The sequence below is a fragment of the Reyranella sp. genome (assembly GCF_965279625.1).
Lineage (GTDB): Bacteria > Pseudomonadota > Alphaproteobacteria > Reyranellales > Reyranellaceae > Reyranella.
Window position 1 is genome coordinate 1,769,298 of record NZ_OZ257251.1, and the last position, 15,904, is coordinate 1,785,201.

The 15,904-nt window shown below is 65.9% G+C and carries 19 protein-coding genes and 1 tRNA gene; 9 read left to right on the forward strand and 11 right to left on the reverse strand.

Annotated features, from left to right (window positions below; all coding sequences use genetic code 11):
* Window positions 1–2 precede the first annotated feature (2 nt).
* From ACQY78_RS08630 to ACQY78_RS08640, 3 genes are read left to right on the forward strand one after another with little or no spacing between them, the layout of a single operon-like run.
* The gene (locus tag ACQY78_RS08630) at window positions 3–245 is read left to right on the forward strand and encodes a hypothetical protein (RefSeq protein ID WP_428684649.1); all 243 of its coding nucleotides are present in this window, start codon (window positions 3–5) and stop codon (window positions 243–245) included.
* Window positions 246–287: 42 nt separating this feature from the next.
* Window positions 288–1,331 carry an AI-2E family transporter gene (locus tag ACQY78_RS08635; RefSeq protein ID WP_428684651.1) on the forward strand — a complete coding sequence of 348 codons (1,044 nt, stop codon included), beginning with the start codon at window positions 288–290 and terminating at the stop codon, window positions 1,329–1,331.
* A complete protein-coding gene (locus ACQY78_RS08640) occupies window positions 1,328–2,542 on the forward strand; it encodes an META domain-containing protein (RefSeq protein WP_428684653.1) in 1,215 nt (404 codons plus the stop codon). The genes ACQY78_RS08635 and ACQY78_RS08640 overlap by 4 nt, the downstream gene beginning before the upstream one ends.
* Here ACQY78_RS08640 and ACQY78_RS08645 read toward each other — a convergent pair.
* Together ACQY78_RS08645 and ACQY78_RS08650 are read right to left on the reverse strand one after the other, a co-directional pair.
* The gene (locus tag ACQY78_RS08645; RefSeq protein WP_428684655.1) at window positions 2,539–4,008 is read right to left on the reverse strand and encodes a hypothetical protein; all 1,470 of its coding nucleotides are present in this window, start codon (window positions 4,006–4,008) and stop codon (window positions 2,539–2,541) included. The genes ACQY78_RS08640 and ACQY78_RS08645 overlap by 4 nt on opposite strands.
* 53 nt (window positions 4,009–4,061) lie before the next feature.
* Window positions 4,062–4,868, reverse strand: a complete 807-nt coding sequence (locus ACQY78_RS08650) for a universal stress protein (protein ID WP_428684657.1) — start codon at window positions 4,866–4,868, stop codon at window positions 4,062–4,064.
* Window positions 4,869–5,054: 186 nt separating this feature from the next.
* Between ACQY78_RS08650 and ACQY78_RS08655 the strand changes: the two genes are divergently transcribed.
* Window positions 5,055–5,186, forward strand: coding sequence for a Flp family type IVb pilin (locus ACQY78_RS08655; protein ID WP_428684659.1), 132 nt, complete (start codon window positions 5,055–5,057; stop codon window positions 5,184–5,186).
* A 39-nt stretch (window positions 5,187–5,225) separates the two neighbouring features.
* On the opposite strand, the gene ACQY78_RS08660 is transcribed toward ACQY78_RS08655, so the two are convergent.
* Entirely contained in the window at window positions 5,226–5,816 is a 591-nt protein-coding gene (locus tag ACQY78_RS08660; RefSeq protein WP_428684661.1) for a cysteine hydrolase family protein, read from the reverse strand.
* A gap of 118 nt (window positions 5,817–5,934) precedes the next feature.
* On the opposite strand from ACQY78_RS08660, the gene ACQY78_RS08665 reads away from it, so the two are divergent.
* The 5 genes from ACQY78_RS08665 (at window position 5,935) to ACQY78_RS08685 (ending at window position 12,505) form a co-directional block, all read left to right on the forward strand.
* The gene (locus ACQY78_RS08665; protein WP_428684663.1) at window positions 5,935–7,056 is read left to right on the forward strand and encodes an FAD-dependent oxidoreductase; all 1,122 of its coding nucleotides are present in this window, start codon (window positions 5,935–5,937) and stop codon (window positions 7,054–7,056) included.
* 32 nt (window positions 7,057–7,088) lie between these two features.
* A complete protein-coding gene (locus ACQY78_RS08670) occupies window positions 7,089–8,831 on the forward strand; it encodes an IlvD/Edd family dehydratase (RefSeq protein WP_428684665.1) in 1,743 nt (580 codons plus the stop codon).
* Complete coding sequence (locus ACQY78_RS08675) at window positions 8,828–9,823, forward strand: glycosyltransferase family 2 protein (RefSeq protein WP_428684667.1); 996 nt, start codon at window positions 8,828–8,830, stop codon at window positions 9,821–9,823. The genes ACQY78_RS08670 and ACQY78_RS08675 overlap by 4 nt, the downstream gene beginning before the upstream one ends.
* Before the next feature lie 134 nt (window positions 9,824–9,957).
* Window positions 9,958–11,259 (forward strand): tetratricopeptide repeat protein, encoded by a 1,302-nt coding sequence (locus ACQY78_RS08680; protein ID WP_428684669.1) that lies wholly within the window; start codon window positions 9,958–9,960, stop codon window positions 11,257–11,259.
* Window positions 11,260–11,278: 19 nt separating this feature from the next.
* The gene (locus tag ACQY78_RS08685) at window positions 11,279–12,505 is read left to right on the forward strand and encodes a FecR family protein (protein WP_428684671.1); all 1,227 of its coding nucleotides are present in this window, start codon (window positions 11,279–11,281) and stop codon (window positions 12,503–12,505) included.
* Here ACQY78_RS08685 and mobB read toward each other — a convergent pair.
* The 8 genes from mobB to ACQY78_RS08725 all read right to left on the reverse strand — a co-directional run bounded on the left by mobB (window position 12,502) and on the right by ACQY78_RS08725 (window position 15,894).
* Window positions 12,502–12,990, reverse strand: a complete 489-nt coding sequence (gene mobB, locus ACQY78_RS08690) for a molybdopterin-guanine dinucleotide biosynthesis protein B (protein ID WP_428684673.1) — start codon at window positions 12,988–12,990, stop codon at window positions 12,502–12,504. The genes ACQY78_RS08685 and mobB overlap by 4 nt on opposite strands.
* Window positions 12,987–13,787, reverse strand: a complete 801-nt coding sequence (fdhD, locus tag ACQY78_RS08695) for a formate dehydrogenase accessory sulfurtransferase FdhD (protein WP_428684675.1) — start codon at window positions 13,785–13,787, stop codon at window positions 12,987–12,989. The genes mobB and fdhD overlap by 4 nt, the downstream gene beginning before the upstream one ends.
* Window positions 13,784–14,155 carry a hypothetical protein gene (locus ACQY78_RS08700; protein ID WP_428684677.1) on the reverse strand — a complete coding sequence of 124 codons (372 nt, stop codon included), beginning with the start codon at window positions 14,153–14,155 and terminating at the stop codon, window positions 13,784–13,786. The genes fdhD and ACQY78_RS08700 overlap by 4 nt, the downstream gene beginning before the upstream one ends.
* A gap of 7 nt (window positions 14,156–14,162) precedes the next feature.
* Window positions 14,163–14,660, reverse strand: a complete 498-nt coding sequence (locus ACQY78_RS08705; RefSeq protein ID WP_428684679.1) for a hypothetical protein — start codon at window positions 14,658–14,660, stop codon at window positions 14,163–14,165.
* 41 nt (window positions 14,661–14,701) lie between these two features.
* Window positions 14,702–15,214 (reverse strand): DUF992 domain-containing protein, encoded by a 513-nt coding sequence (locus ACQY78_RS08710; RefSeq protein WP_428684681.1) that lies wholly within the window; start codon window positions 15,212–15,214, stop codon window positions 14,702–14,704.
* Window positions 15,215–15,240: 26 nt separating this feature from the next.
* Window positions 15,241–15,435 carry a hypothetical protein gene (locus ACQY78_RS08715; protein ID WP_425064514.1) on the reverse strand — a complete coding sequence of 65 codons (195 nt, stop codon included), beginning with the start codon at window positions 15,433–15,435 and terminating at the stop codon, window positions 15,241–15,243.
* Between the two features lies 1 nt (window position 15,436).
* Window positions 15,437–15,766, reverse strand: a complete 330-nt coding sequence (locus ACQY78_RS08720) for a hypothetical protein (RefSeq protein WP_428684683.1) — start codon at window positions 15,764–15,766, stop codon at window positions 15,437–15,439.
* 32 nt (window positions 15,767–15,798) lie between these two features.
* Window positions 15,799–15,894 (reverse strand) — tRNA-Sec (locus ACQY78_RS08725).
* Between the last annotated feature and the right edge of the window lie 10 nt (window positions 15,895–15,904).

The window sequence follows — 15,904 nt, forward strand, 5'->3', positions numbered from 1 at the left end:
CCATGTCGGCCAGCCCCGACCTCATCATGATCCAGTTCCTCGAGTGGGTGGCGGCCCGGCCGCGCCGACGCGACGACGTGCTCGATGCCTGGCAGAGTTCCTGCCCGCGGTTCCCGATGTGGGAAGATGCACGCGCGGAAGGCTTGGTGCGTCAGTGCGGGGGCGACGTCGGCGAGCGCAGGGTCGAGCTGACCGAACGCGGTCGCGCGATGCTCGGTCGCGGCTCAGGCCTCAATCGCCGCTGACCCCGCCTCCCAAGTGCAAGCGACAGCCGCTATAGTATCGGCATGACGCTGCAACGCGCCGCTCTGTGGGCCATCGTGATCGCCGCGACGATTTCCCTGCTCGTCGCCGGCCGCGGGCTCCTGCTGCCGTTCGTGCTGGGCATCGTGCTCTGGTACATGATCGATTCGCTGGCAGACACCTTCAGCCAGCCGCGGTTCGGGGGGGTGCGCCTGCCGCAGCCGCTGGCGCTGGCCGTTGCTGTCCTGCTGATCGGTGGGCTGTTCTGGGTCGTGGGACGAACGATCGGCCTAAATGTGCAGGCTGTCGTGGCGGCGGTGCCGTCCTATGAAATCCGGCTGACGCATCTTATTGAGCAGGTCACCCCGCTGATCGGCATCGAGCAGGCACCGACCCTCTCGGAACTTGTCGCGCGCATCAGCCTCGCCGAGACGTTGGGCAGCGTCGCAACCGCTGCCGCCTCAGTGGTGAGCATCGCCGGGCTCATCCTGATCTACACGCTGTTCCTCTTCGTCGAGCAGGTTCACTTCAAGCGCAAGCTCGGCGCCATTTTTCACGGCGATGGCCAAGAGGCGCGCGTGCTGGCCGTGCTCGCCCGCATCGACCGCGAGATCCGCATCTATATCCGCATCAAGACCACGCTCGCGACGGCGACCTCGGCACTCGCCTATGTCGTCATGTCCTCGGTCGGTGTCGACTTCGCGGGCTTCTGGGCCGTCATGGTGTTCTTCTTCTATTACATCCCAACCGTGGGCTCGATAATGGCCATCATCGCACCGGCACTCCTCACCCTGATCCAGTTCGACAATCTCACGCCCTTCCTCATCGTCCTGCTGGTATTCGGCTCGATCCAGGTCGTGACGGCCAACGTCATCGAGCCGGCGATCATGGGGCGCTCTCTCAATCTCTCGCCGTTGGTCGTCATCGTCTCCTTGATCGTGTGGGGCACGATCTGGGGCGTCGTCGGCATGTTCCTGTGCGTGCCCATCATGGTAGTGGCGCTTATCGTGCTCGCTCAATTCGAGACGACCCGTCCGATCGCCGTGTTGCTGTCCGCCGACGGCCGCATCCCGGAGTCGACGCCATGAAGCGACTCTCCCTGCTCCTCCTCCTGCTGGCCGCGGCTCCGGCCGCCGCGCAGGTCTCGCCGTCGGATCCTAGGCCCGCACCGTTGCCGGTGCCCCAAGGCGATGTGATGTATTCCTGTCCGGGCGGCATGGACTTCGCGTCTTCCTTTTCGAGGGACGGCGAGCTTGCGACGCTGCGCATGCCCGGTCAGCCCGATATCGAACTGTCCCGGGTGCCCTCGGGATCCGGTTTCGCCTATTCGGATTCCTACTACGAACTGCGCGGCCGCGGCCGCGAGGTGACGCTCACTGCCGCCGGTCGCTCGATGCGCTGTCACGCCGCCGGCCGGCCCGGTGAACCGCCGCGGACCTATGCGGGCGGCGGGCTCACCGTCACCCTGTTTCCCGACGGAACGTTCCGGCTCCGCGAGAAGCGCGACGGAGCGGCGGAACCTCTTCTCGATCTCGGCGAGTGGGCGCAGGAGGTCGAAGGCGGTGTGCGGCTGGTTCTGCGCGGCGGCACAGGCAGCCGCCGGTCGTTCCGCGAGACCGGCGTGGACAAGTTGATCGCCGAGAATGGCACCGAGCTACTGCAGGCCGCTGCCACCGACCCGATCGACGGCCGATTCAAGCTCATCGGCATGTATCGCGACGCCCAGGACGGGGGCTTGTTCGCCCCGTGCCTGGTCGGCCGCATCTATGGCGTCGCCCCCGGCGGCGCCGAGCCGGATCTGGAAAAGGCGTGGGTGGACGCCACGCCCTCCCGTGAAACGTTCCTCTACGCCGAGATCATCGGCGGGTTCGACGGCAACAACTCCGTCACCGTGGATCGCTTCCTCGGTCTCAAGCGCAACGGCGCCTGTCCGGCGCTGGCAGCGCGCGGTTCGGCTTTGCGCGACACCGAGTGGCGGCTTGTCGAGCTCGACGGCGAGCGTCCCGCCTTCGACGACTGGCGCCGGCGGCCGCTGATGCGGCTGGACGATCTCGGCAAGTTCACCGCCTCGACGGGCTGCAACACACTGGAAGGCGAGTATGTTCTCGATCCGGCGGGTCTCCGCTTCACGCCTGGCCCGATGACCCTGATGGCCTGCGCTCCGGCGGAGACCGCGATCGAGAAGAGCTTCGTCGCGGCATTGGGGTCGGTCAGGACCGCGCAGGTCTCCGGCACGACGCTCGACCTCAATGACGAAACCGGCAAGAGACGCATGCGCCTCGAGGCCCGGGGCCGTTAGCGGAACCCCGTAGTGTCGGCCTCGAGCGTCAGGCTGACGTCGCCATCGATCGCGATGCGCAGGAACGACAGGCCGGACGGAACCTCCGCTCCACCAGCCTTGCCTTCGAACTCGCGATCGATCTCATCGAACAGGCGGACATAGAGTTTCCATTCGGCCATCCCCGGCTCGAATGGCAGCGGGACCGGCTCGTTCCAGCCGAGGGTGCGAATCCCGCTGCGCACCACGCGATCCACCGCAACGTCGCGCACCAGCGTCGCCTCGAAGCGGCCGATTGTGGCGCTGCTCGCCTCCTTCGTCGCCGCCTTCGCAACGACGGCGATACAGATCTGGCCGGGACGATCCTCGCGTACGAACTCGACCGAACCGCCGTTCATCGTTTCGTCCGGAATGTCGTCGAGCCAGCCGAGCCGCTCCACGATGACGATGCGCCGCTTGTTCTTGTCGAATCTCCACCCTGGAGGCGGATCGAAGCAACGTCTCACGGTCCGTGTCTGACCTGCCGGGGCGCGCGCCAGGATCTCCGGAGACACCAGCGTGTTCGACTCCGGCACGGCGGATTGCACCTTCTGATCCAGGGCGAATGCCCCCGGCTTTTCCGGAATCGAGGCGAAAAGCACCTGGAACACCAGGGTGCGGGAGGCATAACGCAGAAACAGCGATCCTGCCGCGAACCGTACGTGTGTGGCGTCGGCCGGCAAGGCACTGCGCGGCACGACGAACCGCAGCCGTTCGGGCGTCACCGTGGCCTCGCCGCGCCATGAGCCGATCGTCAGCACAGGCGGCGTCGGGCCCGACGCAAGGCGCAGACCCAGTATCTCGATCTCGACCGTGGGATCGTCGCCGTCCGGTGACGTCCCCGCTCCGCCCTTGCCCTCGCCGGGATCTCGCAAGGCGCCTTCGGGTGGCGGCGTGGACGACGCACCCAGCGAACGAACGGCCTCATCCGTCTGTTTGCGGGGCGCCAGGAACATCGGCGTGTAGGAAAGGATGACCGGCGAGAGCTCGACGGACGCCATCCGCTCGAGGTCGGCGGGTATGCCGCTCGCTGCCTGCGAGACGGCTTCCGCCCTTCCCGCAGCGCGGGGACGGTCGATTGCCAAGCGCAAGGCCGTATTAACGGCATCGAGCCGCGCGAAGACCTCCCGCCGCGCTTCCGGAAGCAGATCGAAGGGTTGCTCGCGCTCGGCTTCGTAACGGGCCGCCAGCGCGTCGAACAGCAGGCTCGAGACGCGGAACGACTGAAGCAACTCGAGCCGCGCCAGGCTGTCGGCGCGCGCCTGCAACTCTGCGCGCTCTGCACGCAAGAGGATGAGCTTCTCCGCGATCGTTGGCCGCGCCAGGGCAGTTCGGTCGGCATTCGGCAGGCCGAAAGCCAGCGCCGCAGCCACGGCGAGAAAGACCGCGACCAGCGCCAGCGTGCGGCCCCACAGCAATTCTCGGGAGTCGGTCGAGCGAGCCGTCATGCGGCGCGTTCTAGCACGGCCGCCGGCATATCACCGGCGGCGGATTGTCTGGCTCAGTAGGAGAAGAGTACCGGAATCGGCGACGTCAGGATGAGATCGCGGGTGACCCCGCCGAAGATCATCTGGCGCAGCCGGCTCTGCGTGTAGGCGCCCTTCACGATCAGGTCGGCACCCAGCGCCTGGGCCCGCTCGACGATGGTCTGGCCGGCCGACTTGGCGCCGGGCTTCACGTGCTGCCCCGTCACGTTGAGACCGTGGCTCTTCAGCGACTCGGCGATCTCAAGAGCGGTCGGGCCCGGAACCATCGCGCCTTCGACGCTGAGAACCTCGATCGCCTCGGCGCCGCTCAGGACCGGCATGGCGAGAGAAATCGCGCGCGCACTTTCGGTCGAGCCGTTCCACGCGAACAGGATGCGCTTTCCGACCATACCGCTGAAGCCGGGCGGCACAACGAGGACCGGGCGGCCCGAGTCGAACAGGGCGGTCTCGAAGACGCTTTCCGGCATCTTCGGCAGCGCGCCGGGCTGCGGTAGCACGATGAGATCATAGGCCCGGCCGATCGTGCCGATCGCCGTCGGCCCGCTGTCGTCGGACGAACGCCATTCGGCGACAAGACCGGCGGTGCGCTCGTCGAAGGCCTGCTTGACCGCCGACACACGCTGGCGCTCCTCGGCATCCTCGGCCAGGCCGCCGCCGATCGGGGCGCCCATGCCGGCATCGGCCCAGGCCATGCTCATGACCCCATAGGACGGTGGCTCGAGGCCGATCAGTCGCGCCCCGAATTTGTGCGCGATCTTGGCCGCCAGATCGAATGCGGACGGATCTTCCGACGTCCAAGCCATTGTCAGAATGGACTTCATGATCGCCCCCTCCTTGCTCGACTCAACGATAACACGAGGCTCGCCCCGGCGCGCGCCATGACGAACTTGATACAATTCTCACATTGTATCGGTGTGTCGGTCCAATACCTTGAGGACGATTTCTCTACCTATTTTCCGAACGCGGCTTCAGCAAGCCTCGGGCATTTTTTCAATCTGGAGATATCGATGCTGTCCTTTTTTCGCCGATTGATGGCGGACGACAAGGCCGCCACCGCCATCGAATACACACTGATCGCCTCCCTGATCGCCGTCGCGGCGATCACCGCCATCAGCACCGTCAGCGGCAAGAGCATCTGAACTCTTCCCTCCCACCGTCATCATCGACGGCGAACTTGATCAGGCGATCTGCCGGGCCGACGGCACGATCCAGGCGAAACGGTCGGACAGGGCCGCAAGCGTGATCCTGTTGATCACATCCGCGGCGATCGTGTCACCGCCCGTGGCATCGGGCAGGTCGCGCGTTGCGACCGTGTCGGCCGCAATGGTGCTCATGAAGCCCTGATCCGTTGCCGCCCGCACCGTCGCCGAAACGCACATATGGGTCATGAAGCCGCCGACGATCAGGTTCTTGCGTCCGATCGCGGCAAGTTGCGTGGCGAGGTCGGTCCCCGCGAAGGAGTTCGGCATGCCCTTGTCGATGATCGCTTCGCCGTCCCGCGGCGTCAGCTCCTTCACGATCTCATAGCCCGTCGAGCTGGAATTGAACGCCTTGCCCTTCGACTGGTGGCGCACATGGACCACAGGGGCTCCCGCCGCTCGGGCTTTCTCGAGCAGCACCGCCAGCGCGTCGATCGCGGGCTGCACCCCGGTCAGCGGCAGCAAGCCATCCGTGTATTCCCTCTGTGCATCGATGATCAGCAGGATACCGTCGGCCATGGTAGCGGGCGTCGGTTGCGCCCCGGCCATCTGCAGCATGGTCATTGCCATGTTCGTTCCTTCGACTAGTTCGCGGTTGTGGAAGTGCCGGCGGCATCAACGCGCATGGCGGCCGCATTTGCAACACCTTCCAGAGGGGGTCTAAATGCCCCTTAAAGCAGGGACGCGCATGAAAGCGATCATTGTCGGTGGCGGCATTATGGGGCTTGCGACAGCCTGGGCATTGGCGCGCCAAGGTCACGAGGTCGAACTGTTCGAGCAGGGCGCGCTGCCCAACATGCTGGCCTCCTCGATGGACGAGCATCGCCTGATCCGCCATCCCTACGGCACCCATGTCGGCTACGCCCGAATGATCGACGAGGCCTATGCCGCCTGGGACCTGCTGTGGGCCGACCTGGGAGAAACCCTTTACGAACCGACCGGGACGCTCGCCTTGAGCGGCAACGGCGCCGACTGGGCGGAACGGTCGGCTGCCGCCCTCGCCTCGATCGGCCGGCCGATGACCGAGCTTTCAATGGCCGACCTGCCACGCCGCTTTCCCCTGCTCGATACGAAGGGCCTCGAGCGCGCCTTCTGGATTGACACGGGCGGCGTGCTGCTGGCGCAGGACATCGTGGCCGCGCTCGTGCGCCATCTCGGCAGGCAGGCCAGTGTGCGGCTTCACACCAACACGCCTGTTCGGTCGGTCGATCTCGAAAGCGGCCGCATCGTCACGCAGGCTGGCGCGGTCCATGGCGCCGATGTCGTGGTGGTGGCGGCCGGCGCCTGGGCGCCCCGGCTCCTCCCCGCGCTCGGCGCCCGCGTCGTGCCCTCGCGCCAGGTGGTTGTCTATTTCGATCTGCCAGAGGACCAGCGCGCGGCCTGGGCGAAAGGCCCGATGATCATCGAGAAGACCGGCGATGTCGGCCTCTACCTGGTGCCGCCTGTCCGAGGGTGCGGCATGAAGGTCGGCGACCACGAATTCAGCCGCACCGGGGACCCAGCCGCAGGCCGCCATGCGCAGGAAAGTGAAATGAGCGCCCTGCTCGACCGCTGCCGCAGCCTGCTCGATGGTTTCGAGCGCTGGACCATCCGAAATCTCAAGGTCTGCTTCTACAGCGTCACTGATGACGAGCGTTTCATCGTGGAGAAGCCGGGTGCCAAGGGGTGGGCCATGTCGCCATGCTCGGGTCACGGCTTCAAGTTCGGGGCTCTGATGGGGCTCGAACTCGCGCGGACCATCGCCGATAGTCGCGACGCCGCGGCGCATGCGGGCTGGGCGGCCGGTCTGGTCGGCGATGGGCCGACCTGACAAAATGCAGCATTCCAGGGAGAGAAATTGAGATGGCAACTGCCAAGCGCCGGACGTCGAAGGCTGCACCGAAGAAGGAAACCGGGCTGCGTCAGGGTCTCGCCACCTACGGCGATGCGGGCTTCTCGCTGTTCCTGCGCAAGGCCTTCATCAAGGCCGGCGGCTATTCCGACGATGCGCTCGACCGGCCGATCGTGGGCATCACCAACACCTTCTCCGACTACAATCCCTGCCATGGCAACGTGCCCGACCTGATCGAGGCGGTGAAGCGCGGGGTCATGCTGGCTGGCGCGCTGCCGATGGTCTTCCCGACCATCTCGATCCACGAGAGCTTCTCCCATCCCACCAGCATGTTCCTGCGCAACCTCATGTCGATGGACACCGAGGAGATGATCCGCGCCCAGCCGATGGATTCCGTCGTACTGATCGGTGGTTGCGATAAGACCCTGCCGGCCCAGCTCATGGCCGCGGCCAGCGCCGACCGTCCGGCCGTCGTGTTGCCGGTGGGACCGATGCTGGTCGGCCATTTCAAGGGCGAGGTGCTGGGCGCCTGCACCGACTGCCGCCGCCTGTGGGGTCAGTATCGCGCCGGCACCTTCTCGGAGTCCGATATCGAGAAGGTGAGCGAGCGGCTCGCCCCGACCAAGGGCACCTGCATGGTGATGGGCACCGCCAGCACGATGGGGTGCATCGTCGAAGCGCTGGGCATGGGCCTGCCGAGCAGCGGGTCGATCCCCGCCACACATTCCGATCGGCTGCGCATCGCCGAGCAGACCGGCCGACTCGCGGCCGAAATGGCCGTGAAGCAGGGCCCGAAGCCCAGCGAGATCATGACCAAGGCCGCCTTCCGCAACGCCCTCACCGTGCTCCAGGCGATCGGCGGCTCGACCAACGCCCTGGTGCATCTCACCGCCGTGGCACGCCGGCTGGGCATCGAGATCGAGCTGGAGGAGTTCGACGAGATCGGCCGCAACGTGCCGGTGCTGGTCGACCTGAAGCCGTCCGGCGATCACTACATGGAGCACTTCCATTGGGCAGGCGGCAATTCGCGCCTGATGAAGGAGATCCGCAAGAACCTCGACGAGAAGTGCAGGACGGTCGCCGGCAAGACGCTGAAGCAGGTCATCGACGCCGCCGAGATCGTGCCGGGCCAGACGGTGATCCGCACATCGAAGGATCCGATCAAACCGACCGGCGGCATGGCCGTGCTGCGCGGCAATCTCGCGCCACGCGGCGCCGTCATCAAGCACGCGGCCGCCTCGCCCGCGCTGATGACCCATACCGGCCGCGCCGTGGTGTTCGATTCCCTGGAGGATCTCGCGGCGCGCGGCGACGATCCTGATCTCGATGTGAACGCCGAGGACATTCTCGTGCTGCGCAACGCCGGCCCCAAGGGCGCGCCCGGCATGCCCGAGGCGGGATCCTTTCCCATCCCGATGAAGCTTGCACGTGCGGGCGTGAAGGACATGATCCGCATCTCCGATGCGCGCATGAGCGGCACGGCGTTCGGCACCATCGTGCTGCATGTCGCGCCCGAGGCCGCCGTCGGTGGCCCGCTCGCGCTGGTCAAGACCGGCGACCGCATCACGCTCGATGTGCCCAAGCGCCGTCTCGAACTGCATGTCGATGCCAAGACCCTGGCGGCGCGCCGCAAGGACTGGAAGGCGCCGCCCCCCCATCCCGGCAGCGACCGCGGCTACACCGGCCTGTTCTTCAAGACCGTGCTGCAGGCCGACGAAGGCGTCGACTTCGACTTCCTCGGACCGGCGAAGTGACCGAAGCCAGGCTTCCGCGCATCTCGGTCGTCGTCACGTGCTACAACTGCCGTGACTACATCGCCGCCGCCATCCGCTCGGTCGCGCAGCAGACGTTGCGCGACTTCGAGTGTGTCATCGTCGACGACGCCTCGACCGACGATTCGGTCGCGGTCGTGGAGCAGGCGCTCGCAGAGCTTGCAGACTCCCGCTTTCGGCACATCCGTCTCGACAAGAATGTCGGACAGACCGGCGCCACGCGCCGCGGCCTCGCCGAGACGAGCGCGATGTTCGTCTGTTTCCTCGATTCCGACGATCTCTGGAACCCCGACTTCCTCGAACGCCATCTCGCCGCGCACCTGAACGAGAGTTACGCGGTGGGCTTCACCGCCTGCAACGCGCGCCTGATAAACGGACAGGACGAACTGATCGCCGGCGGCATGTACTGGTTCGGCAAGGACCGCGCCCGCGCCGATCGCGACCAGGCGTTCGTGCCACTCGACGCGAGCCGCGTTCCGAATCTCGATACGGCGCGCGGCACGGCCGCCTGGCAAGGCCACACGCCCTACCGCCTCTACACAAAACGCGTGGTGCACTGGGTCTGGGTCAGCACCTCGTCGATGATGTTCCGTCGCTCACTGGTCAATCTAGTCTTTCCCGAGGACGACGAAGCGTTCCGTCTGCACATGGATTTCTACCTGGTCGTCATGGCCCAGATGGTCGCGGGCTCCCTGCTGATCGACGACGCGCTCTATGCCTACCGTCTCCACGGCCGTAACGGCGCGGCGGACAATCCGGTGCTGGGGGGCAGGCTCCATCTGTCGAGCCGCAACTGGGGGAATACCTACTCGCTCATGCTTGACCGCATGCTCACTGCGATGATCCGCGAGCAAGAGCGGTTCGTGACGGCCCTTGGAGATCGTCAGTACCGCCGCATGGTCTTGCGGATGCGTGCCGCTCGCGCCGGCCCTTTAATCGCCTGGGCACTCGTCGCTCGGAGTTGGTTGATCTAGCACCCCTCCTGCTTCATTCTCTCTGAGCAGACGTTCCCGCACGAACGGGAAACGGGGGGAGAATCATCGTGAGTAGGTTCGGACGATGCGCGAGCCTCTTTGCTGTGCTCTTGGCCGGCAGCATCGGTGCTGTCGTGTCAGGCGCATCGACGGCCCTCGCGCAGACCGCAGCCGTTTCGGCGGCGGACGAGGCCGAGTACGACGCGGCCTTCCAGGAGATGCTGAAGAAGCCGTCCGATCTCGACGTGCTGTTCAAGTTCGCCATGATCGCGTCGAAGACGGGCGATCTCGAAGGCGCGATCTCGGCCCTCGAACGCATGCTGGTGGTGGACCCGGACCTGCCGCGCGTCCGCCTCGAGCTGGGCGTGCTCTATTATCGGTTGGGCTCGTTCGAAGTGGCCCGAACCTATTTCGAGATGACACTCAAGTCGGCGTCGCTTCCACCCGACGTCAAGGCTCGCGCCGAGCAATTCCTGGCCGAGTCGGAGAAGCGCCTGGCCAAGTCGCGGTTCAGCGGCGAGATCTTCGCCGGCATGCGTTATCAATCGAACGCAAATCTCGGCCCGCCGACTTCCAGCGTCCGCTTGTTCGGGCAGACCGCGAATCTCAACCAGGCGGGGCTCGGCACCGCTGACTGGGGGGCCGTGACCTCGGGCTTCGTGCGCCATACCTATGATCTCGGGCAGAACAACCGCGGCCAGCTCGAGACCCAGCTCTCGGGTTATCTCAACCGCCAGTTCCAGATCCAGGCGGCGAATGTGTCGATTCTAGACCTGACGTCCGGCCCGCGCTTCCAGGCCTTCCAGGGCATTTTCCAGGATGTCAGCCTGAAGCCGTTCGGCACGGTGGGCTACATCTGGGTCAACGACGTTCCCTACTACGGCAGCTTCGGGTCCGGTCTCGAAGTGGGCACCCTGCTGTCGGACAAGCTGCGCAACACCACGAACTTCGTCTGGCGGCGGCAGATGTACCAGAACAGCTGGTATATCCCGACCAACAACCAGTTCACCGGCGTCGAATACTCGGCGAATTCCACGTTCCAGTATCAAGTGAACGAGGCGCTGATGCTTTATGCCAACGGCAATCTGCAGCGCTACCAGACCGACAGCACGCCCTGGCAGAATTACACGCTCTACGGCGCTGGCGGCGGCATGTCCTTCTCCTTCGCCGACCCGCTGTTCAAGAGCGAGATGCCGTGGAGCATCAGCCTGTTTGCGAACGTGCAGTGGTGGTACTATGACCAGCCAGACGCCGTCGTGGATCCGTCCGTTACCAGACAGCAAACGGACACGATCCTGAATATAACTCTGTCCGTTCCCTTCGATCAGCGGACGATGTTCACGGTATCGGGCGGAAGGTTCGTGAGGTCGGCGGACATTCCCAACTACGCGTTCACGAACAACAGTGCGCTCATCGGAGTAACCTGGCGCTTCTAGCGCCGCTGAGGAGATCACAGTGTCCACCAGACTTGCCGGCGCGAACCTGTCCCTGCTGACCGCTGCGCTTGTTGCTGCGGGCACCGCTCTCCTGCCCGTCGCCGCCAGCGCCAAGGTCGGCGTCACCTCGGCGTCCGAAGGCGATCCCCGCGGCAAGCCGCCCAGCGAAGTCGAGCGTGTGCTGCGCGTGGGCGTCGACGTGCAGGCCAACGAACTGATCACGACCCAGGCCAATGACCGTGCCCATCTGATGTTCCTCGACGGCACGTCGCTGTCGGTAGGCCCGAACGCCCAGCTGACCATCGACAAGTTCGTTTACGATCCGGCCAGCAAGACCGGCGACCTCGCCATCAATGCCAGCAAGGGCGTGTTCCGCCTGGTCGGCGGCAAGATCAGCAAGACCAACGCCATCACCGTGACCACGCCGTCGAGCACGATCGGCATCCGCGGCGGCATCAGCATCTTCAACGTCGACCAGAAGGAGACGATGTCGATCTTCGTCTTCGGCATCAGCATGACTGTCGGCGCCGGCGGCAAGTTCGAGATCGTCACGCGTCCCGGCTTCCAGGTGACGACACTGTTCGGGGCCCTGCCAGGCCTGGCCAGCGCCGTGCCGCCCGGTGCCTTGGGCGCGTTTCTGGCCCAGCTCGAAGGCAGCAAGGGCGGCGGGCAGTCGGGCGGCGGTGATCAGGCCGCCAAGAATTCAGGTTTCTCCGATTCCAATTCGGGCCAGGGCTCGGGCAAGACACTGGGGGAGCGATTCGGCAGCGGTCCGGGACCGCGCAACACCAATCCCAGCAATATCCTGACTAACGCCCTGACCAATGCGTTCGAAACGGCGCCGTCCAACGCACCGACCCTGCCAACGAATGTCGTCAGCAACTCCGGACAGGCGACACAGACCATCACCTACAATGGCTCGATGACGGGTCTCGTGAGAAACAACGGCCAGTTCTCCCTCGGGACGGGCAACTATACGCAGGTCTGGTCGATGGGCTCGAACAGTGGCAATACCACCGCGAATTTCAACAACAGCAGCTATAGCGGCACCACAACCCGCAACGGCAACTACGGCTTCCAGGCAACGATGCCCACGACCAACCCCAGCACGCCCGGCCGCACGATGACCATGGACGGACTGTTCCTGGGCCAGGGACAGTATCCGAACAATCAGGCGGGCGTCTTCACGGTGAACGGACCCCGCTATCAGGCCGGTGGTGTCTTTACGGGACAGAAGGCGCCCTAACCCGTCCTGGCGGCAATGAAGTCGGCGATGGCGGCGATGTCGTCGCGCCGGAACCAGGGCAAGACAACATCAGTCGGCTCGAAATCCGCGGCGACCGCCACGATGGCAGGATCGTCCGGCGCCAGCGGCTTGGCCTCTGGCGAGGCGCGCACCTCGATCTTGAGATGCGCTTCGCGCTTGTAGCCTTCGATCAGGATCAGGTCTGCCGGCGAAAGGCGCGCCAGAACCTCCGAGATCGACGGCTCCGGCGTCTCACGCATGATCGCGTAGCGCAGCCCGCCGACGAGGGCGACCTCACCGGCGCCGGCGGCACGATGGCGCCAGGAATCCGTACCTGGCAGATCGATGTCGATGTCGTGATGGGCATGCTTGATGGTCGACACCCGCCAACCGCGCCGCACGAACTCCGTCACCAGGCGCTCCGTCAAGGTCGTCTTTCCGGCATTCTTCCAGCCGGTGACGCCGAAAAGGCGCTGGCTTGTCACGCCACGATCCGCTCGGGGTAGGCGTAGACAGTCAGGCGACCCTCACGCACGAATGCCACCAGCGCAACGCCCGCCTGCTTCGCCGTCTCGATGGCGAGCGACGTCGGGGCGGAAACCGCCGCGATGGCCGACGCGCCGATCGCCGCCGCCTTCTGCACCATCTCGTAGGAACAGCGGCTGGTCACGACCACGAAGCCGCCCGGCTCGGCACCGCCGCTCAAGGCCAGCGCGCCGGCCAGCTTGTCGAGCGCGTTGTGACGGCCGACATCCTCGCGCACGGCGACGAGCGTGCCATCGGCCGACGCCCAGCCTGCGGCATGCGTGGCCCCGTTCGTCCGGTTGATCTTCTGATGCTCCGGCAGGCCCGCCATGGCGCGCTCGATCGCCGACCGCGCCACCGGGTGCGGATCGGACACCGCCGGGACGGCGCGCAAGGCCGCGTCCAGGCTGTCGACCCCGCACAGGCCACAACCGGTGCGCCCGGCAAGGCTGCGCCGCCGTTCCTGCAGACCCGCCATACGTTGTGCCGCGACTTCGAGCCTGACCTCGATGCCGCGGCCGACCGGCTCGACCTCGATGTCGTAAATCTCCGACGGCCGCCCGACGATCCGTTCGGTCAGGGAAAAGCCGCGCGCGAAATCCTCGAGGTCGCACGGCGTCGCCATCATCACGGCGTGGCTGATGCCGTTGTAGACCAGCGCCACCGCGACCTCCTCGGCGACCGTCTCCTCCAGCGCCTCGCTGCCTTCAACCGTGAGACGGCGCGCCGATCGACGGACCGACCCATCGCGGCTCATGCCGCGGTCTCGTCGATCCGCAGATGCCGCCCCGCGCGATCGAAGAACAGGCCGCGGTTGAGCGTCAGCGGATCGGCCTTCACGTCGGCCTCGACCTCCTTCAGTTTGCGCGCAGCCACCGGGTCGGGGAGCGGACCGCCTTGGTGGCCCAGGCCGACGAAGAAGGCGACGCCGTCCCACGGCGCCCGTGCGCCATCGAGCAGCGTCCGCATCTCCCTCCACGTCATCTCGGCGCCGATCAGGTGGGCATAGCTCGATCGCAGCGGCACGGCGTTCGAGGACGTGATTTGCACCAGCAGGATGAAGATCGTGAACGGGCCGGTATCAGCGAACTGAGCCACCAGCCAGTGCTCGAAGTCGGTTTTCATCACGTGCCTAGAATTCCACCACGGGCGTCGGCGGCACGTAGCGATCGAAGACCTGCAAAAACGGCTCGCCGCGCTCGGCCTCGTACCAGGCTTCGAAGGCTCGGAAAGCCGCGATCGGATCGGCGATCACCGGCGGCTCGGCCGGCTGGCCGTCTTCCGGCTCCTGCGGATGCGCCTCGGCATGCAACGCCTCGGCGATCGGTCGCAGCCAGTCGAGCAGCGGCCGGGCTCCCTCGCCCAGTTCGGCCAGCCCGTTCTCGATCCAGCCGATGTCACGGAACAAGGCCTCGAGCTGGCGCTCCACCGCGAGATCGCAATCGGGCTCCAGCGCGGCGACCCGCGCCATGTCCGAAAGCGCACTGAGACGGCGCCACGCGAAGGTGCGCGCCCGCTCGGCCTCCCTGATCTGGACCTCGACGGCGGCTCGCACCTTGCGCTCGGCCGTCTCGGCCGCGGTGCAATCCGCCTGGAGGCGGGCGATCAGGGAGTCTACGGCAGACGGCATGCCGGGAGTTGACCCGACCGGCGGCGCCGCTGCAAGCCTCTCTACTTGGCGTACTTGAGTTCGACCTCGGCGACGCCGGCCGCGACGTTCAGGCCAACGCTGCCTTCGACGCTCACCGGCTGCAGGGTGACCTGGCCGCTACCGCCGCCCAGCAACACGTTGGCGCCGACACCGCCGCCCACCGTGGCCTGCGCCGTCGCACCGACGTAACCGCCCGCGAGGGCGCCAGGCGCAATGCTGCCGGGCGCGAAGACCAGCCAGACGATCTGCGATTCCTTGGTAAAACCGATATCGACGCCGTAGCGCTTGATGGCGCCGGTGTACTTCTCGCCGACACCGTCGGTACGGGCGAAGATGCAGTCGAGCTCCTTCGACGAGCCGAAGACGAAGCCCATGCCGCCCGCCACCTTGCAGGTGAGCGAGCCGACATTGGCGCCGGACTTGCCGGCCGCTTGCGGCGTACCGGGAGCAGCCGGCGTCTGCGCGTGGGCGCCGGCGCCGAGAGTGACCAGGAGAGCGGCAGCCGCAGTCATCGTCAGTATGGATCGAAGCATGTCGGCATCCTTTCAAGATGTGAGAATCAGTCTTCTTTCTTTGCTCGCTCGATGGCCTCGAGAATCTCGGTGAGGCCAACGTAGTAGACGACGCCCTGCTTGTGCATTTCGTGCCGGACGGTCCGGATGAGGCCGGCCTTCCGGATCATGAGGTTGGCCAGCGCGATCTTTGCGTCCTCGTTCGTCGCGTCGTCGTTCGTCACTTCCGCCTCGGTCGACATCCTAGTTGTACTGACCACGGGCCTTCAGGACGTAGCCCGTCGCCCTGAAATCGGTATCCTGCCGGATGGCGGCCGTCACGACCGGGTCATTGTGCCGGTTGCTGGTCGCGATCAGCGCGTTCGTCTCGGCCTCGCAGTTCGAACTGACGGTGCGTCCAACGCTCGATGCATCCGAACCGTCGACGGCATAGGAGGCCGCATGCTTCGCCAGGCAGGCATCCCGCGCATCGTACGACTGCTTGACCGATCGCACCGTCCAAGGCTCCGAATACTGGGAATTTGCCGAACATCCCGCCAGCGACAGCAGGGCGACAAAGATTAAGGTACGCATCGGTCGTCTGGACTCCGAAGAAACAAGCAAGATGGCGGAAGAGAGTGGGAGTCGAACCCACTAAGAACCGGCTAACGGCCCTCTCTGGCTTTGAAGGCCAGCCGCCCCACCGGGAGCGCTTCCCCTCCAAGGCAGATG

Excerpts from the sequence above, each read along its gene's own strand:
- ACQY78_RS08630 (WP_428684649.1), top strand. The coding sequence starts at position 3 with ATGTCGGCCAGCCCCGACCTCATCATGATCCAGTTCCTCGAGTGGGTG.
- ACQY78_RS08635 (WP_428684651.1), top strand. The coding sequence starts at position 288 with ATGACGCTGCAACGCGCCGCTCTGTGGGCCATCGTGATCGCCGCGACG.
- ACQY78_RS08640 (WP_428684653.1), top strand. The coding sequence starts at position 1,328 with ATGAAGCGACTCTCCCTGCTCCTCCTCCTGCTGGCCGCGGCTCCGGCC.
- ACQY78_RS08645 (WP_428684655.1), bottom strand. The coding sequence starts at position 4,008 with ATGACGGCTCGCTCGACCGACTCCCGAGAATTGCTGTGGGGCCGCACG.
- ACQY78_RS08650 (WP_428684657.1), bottom strand. The coding sequence starts at position 4,868 with ATGAAGTCCATTCTGACAATGGCTTGGACGTCGGAAGATCCGTCCGCA.
- ACQY78_RS08655 (WP_428684659.1), top strand. The coding sequence starts at position 5,055 with ATGCTGTCCTTTTTTCGCCGATTGATGGCGGACGACAAGGCCGCCACC.
- ACQY78_RS08660 (WP_428684661.1), bottom strand. The coding sequence starts at position 5,816 with ATGGCAATGACCATGCTGCAGATGGCCGGGGCGCAACCGACGCCCGCT.
- ACQY78_RS08665 (WP_428684663.1), top strand. The coding sequence starts at position 5,935 with ATGAAAGCGATCATTGTCGGTGGCGGCATTATGGGGCTTGCGACAGCC.
- ACQY78_RS08670 (WP_428684665.1), top strand. The coding sequence starts at position 7,089 with ATGGCAACTGCCAAGCGCCGGACGTCGAAGGCTGCACCGAAGAAGGAA.
- fdhD (WP_428684675.1), bottom strand. The coding sequence starts at position 13,787 with ATGAGCCGCGATGGGTCGGTCCGTCGATCGGCGCGCCGTCTCACGGTT.
- ACQY78_RS08700 (WP_428684677.1), bottom strand. The coding sequence starts at position 14,155 with ATGAAAACCGACTTCGAGCACTGGCTGGTGGCTCAGTTCGCTGATACC.
- ACQY78_RS08705 (WP_428684679.1), bottom strand. The coding sequence starts at position 14,660 with ATGCCGTCTGCCGTAGACTCCCTGATCGCCCGCCTCCAGGCGGATTGC.
- ACQY78_RS08710 (WP_428684681.1), bottom strand. The coding sequence starts at position 15,214 with ATGCTTCGATCCATACTGACGATGACTGCGGCTGCCGCTCTCCTGGTC.
- ACQY78_RS08715 (WP_425064514.1), bottom strand. The coding sequence starts at position 15,435 with ATGTCGACCGAGGCGGAAGTGACGAACGACGACGCGACGAACGAGGAC.
- ACQY78_RS08720 (WP_428684683.1), bottom strand. The coding sequence starts at position 15,766 with ATGCGTACCTTAATCTTTGTCGCCCTGCTGTCGCTGGCGGGATGTTCG.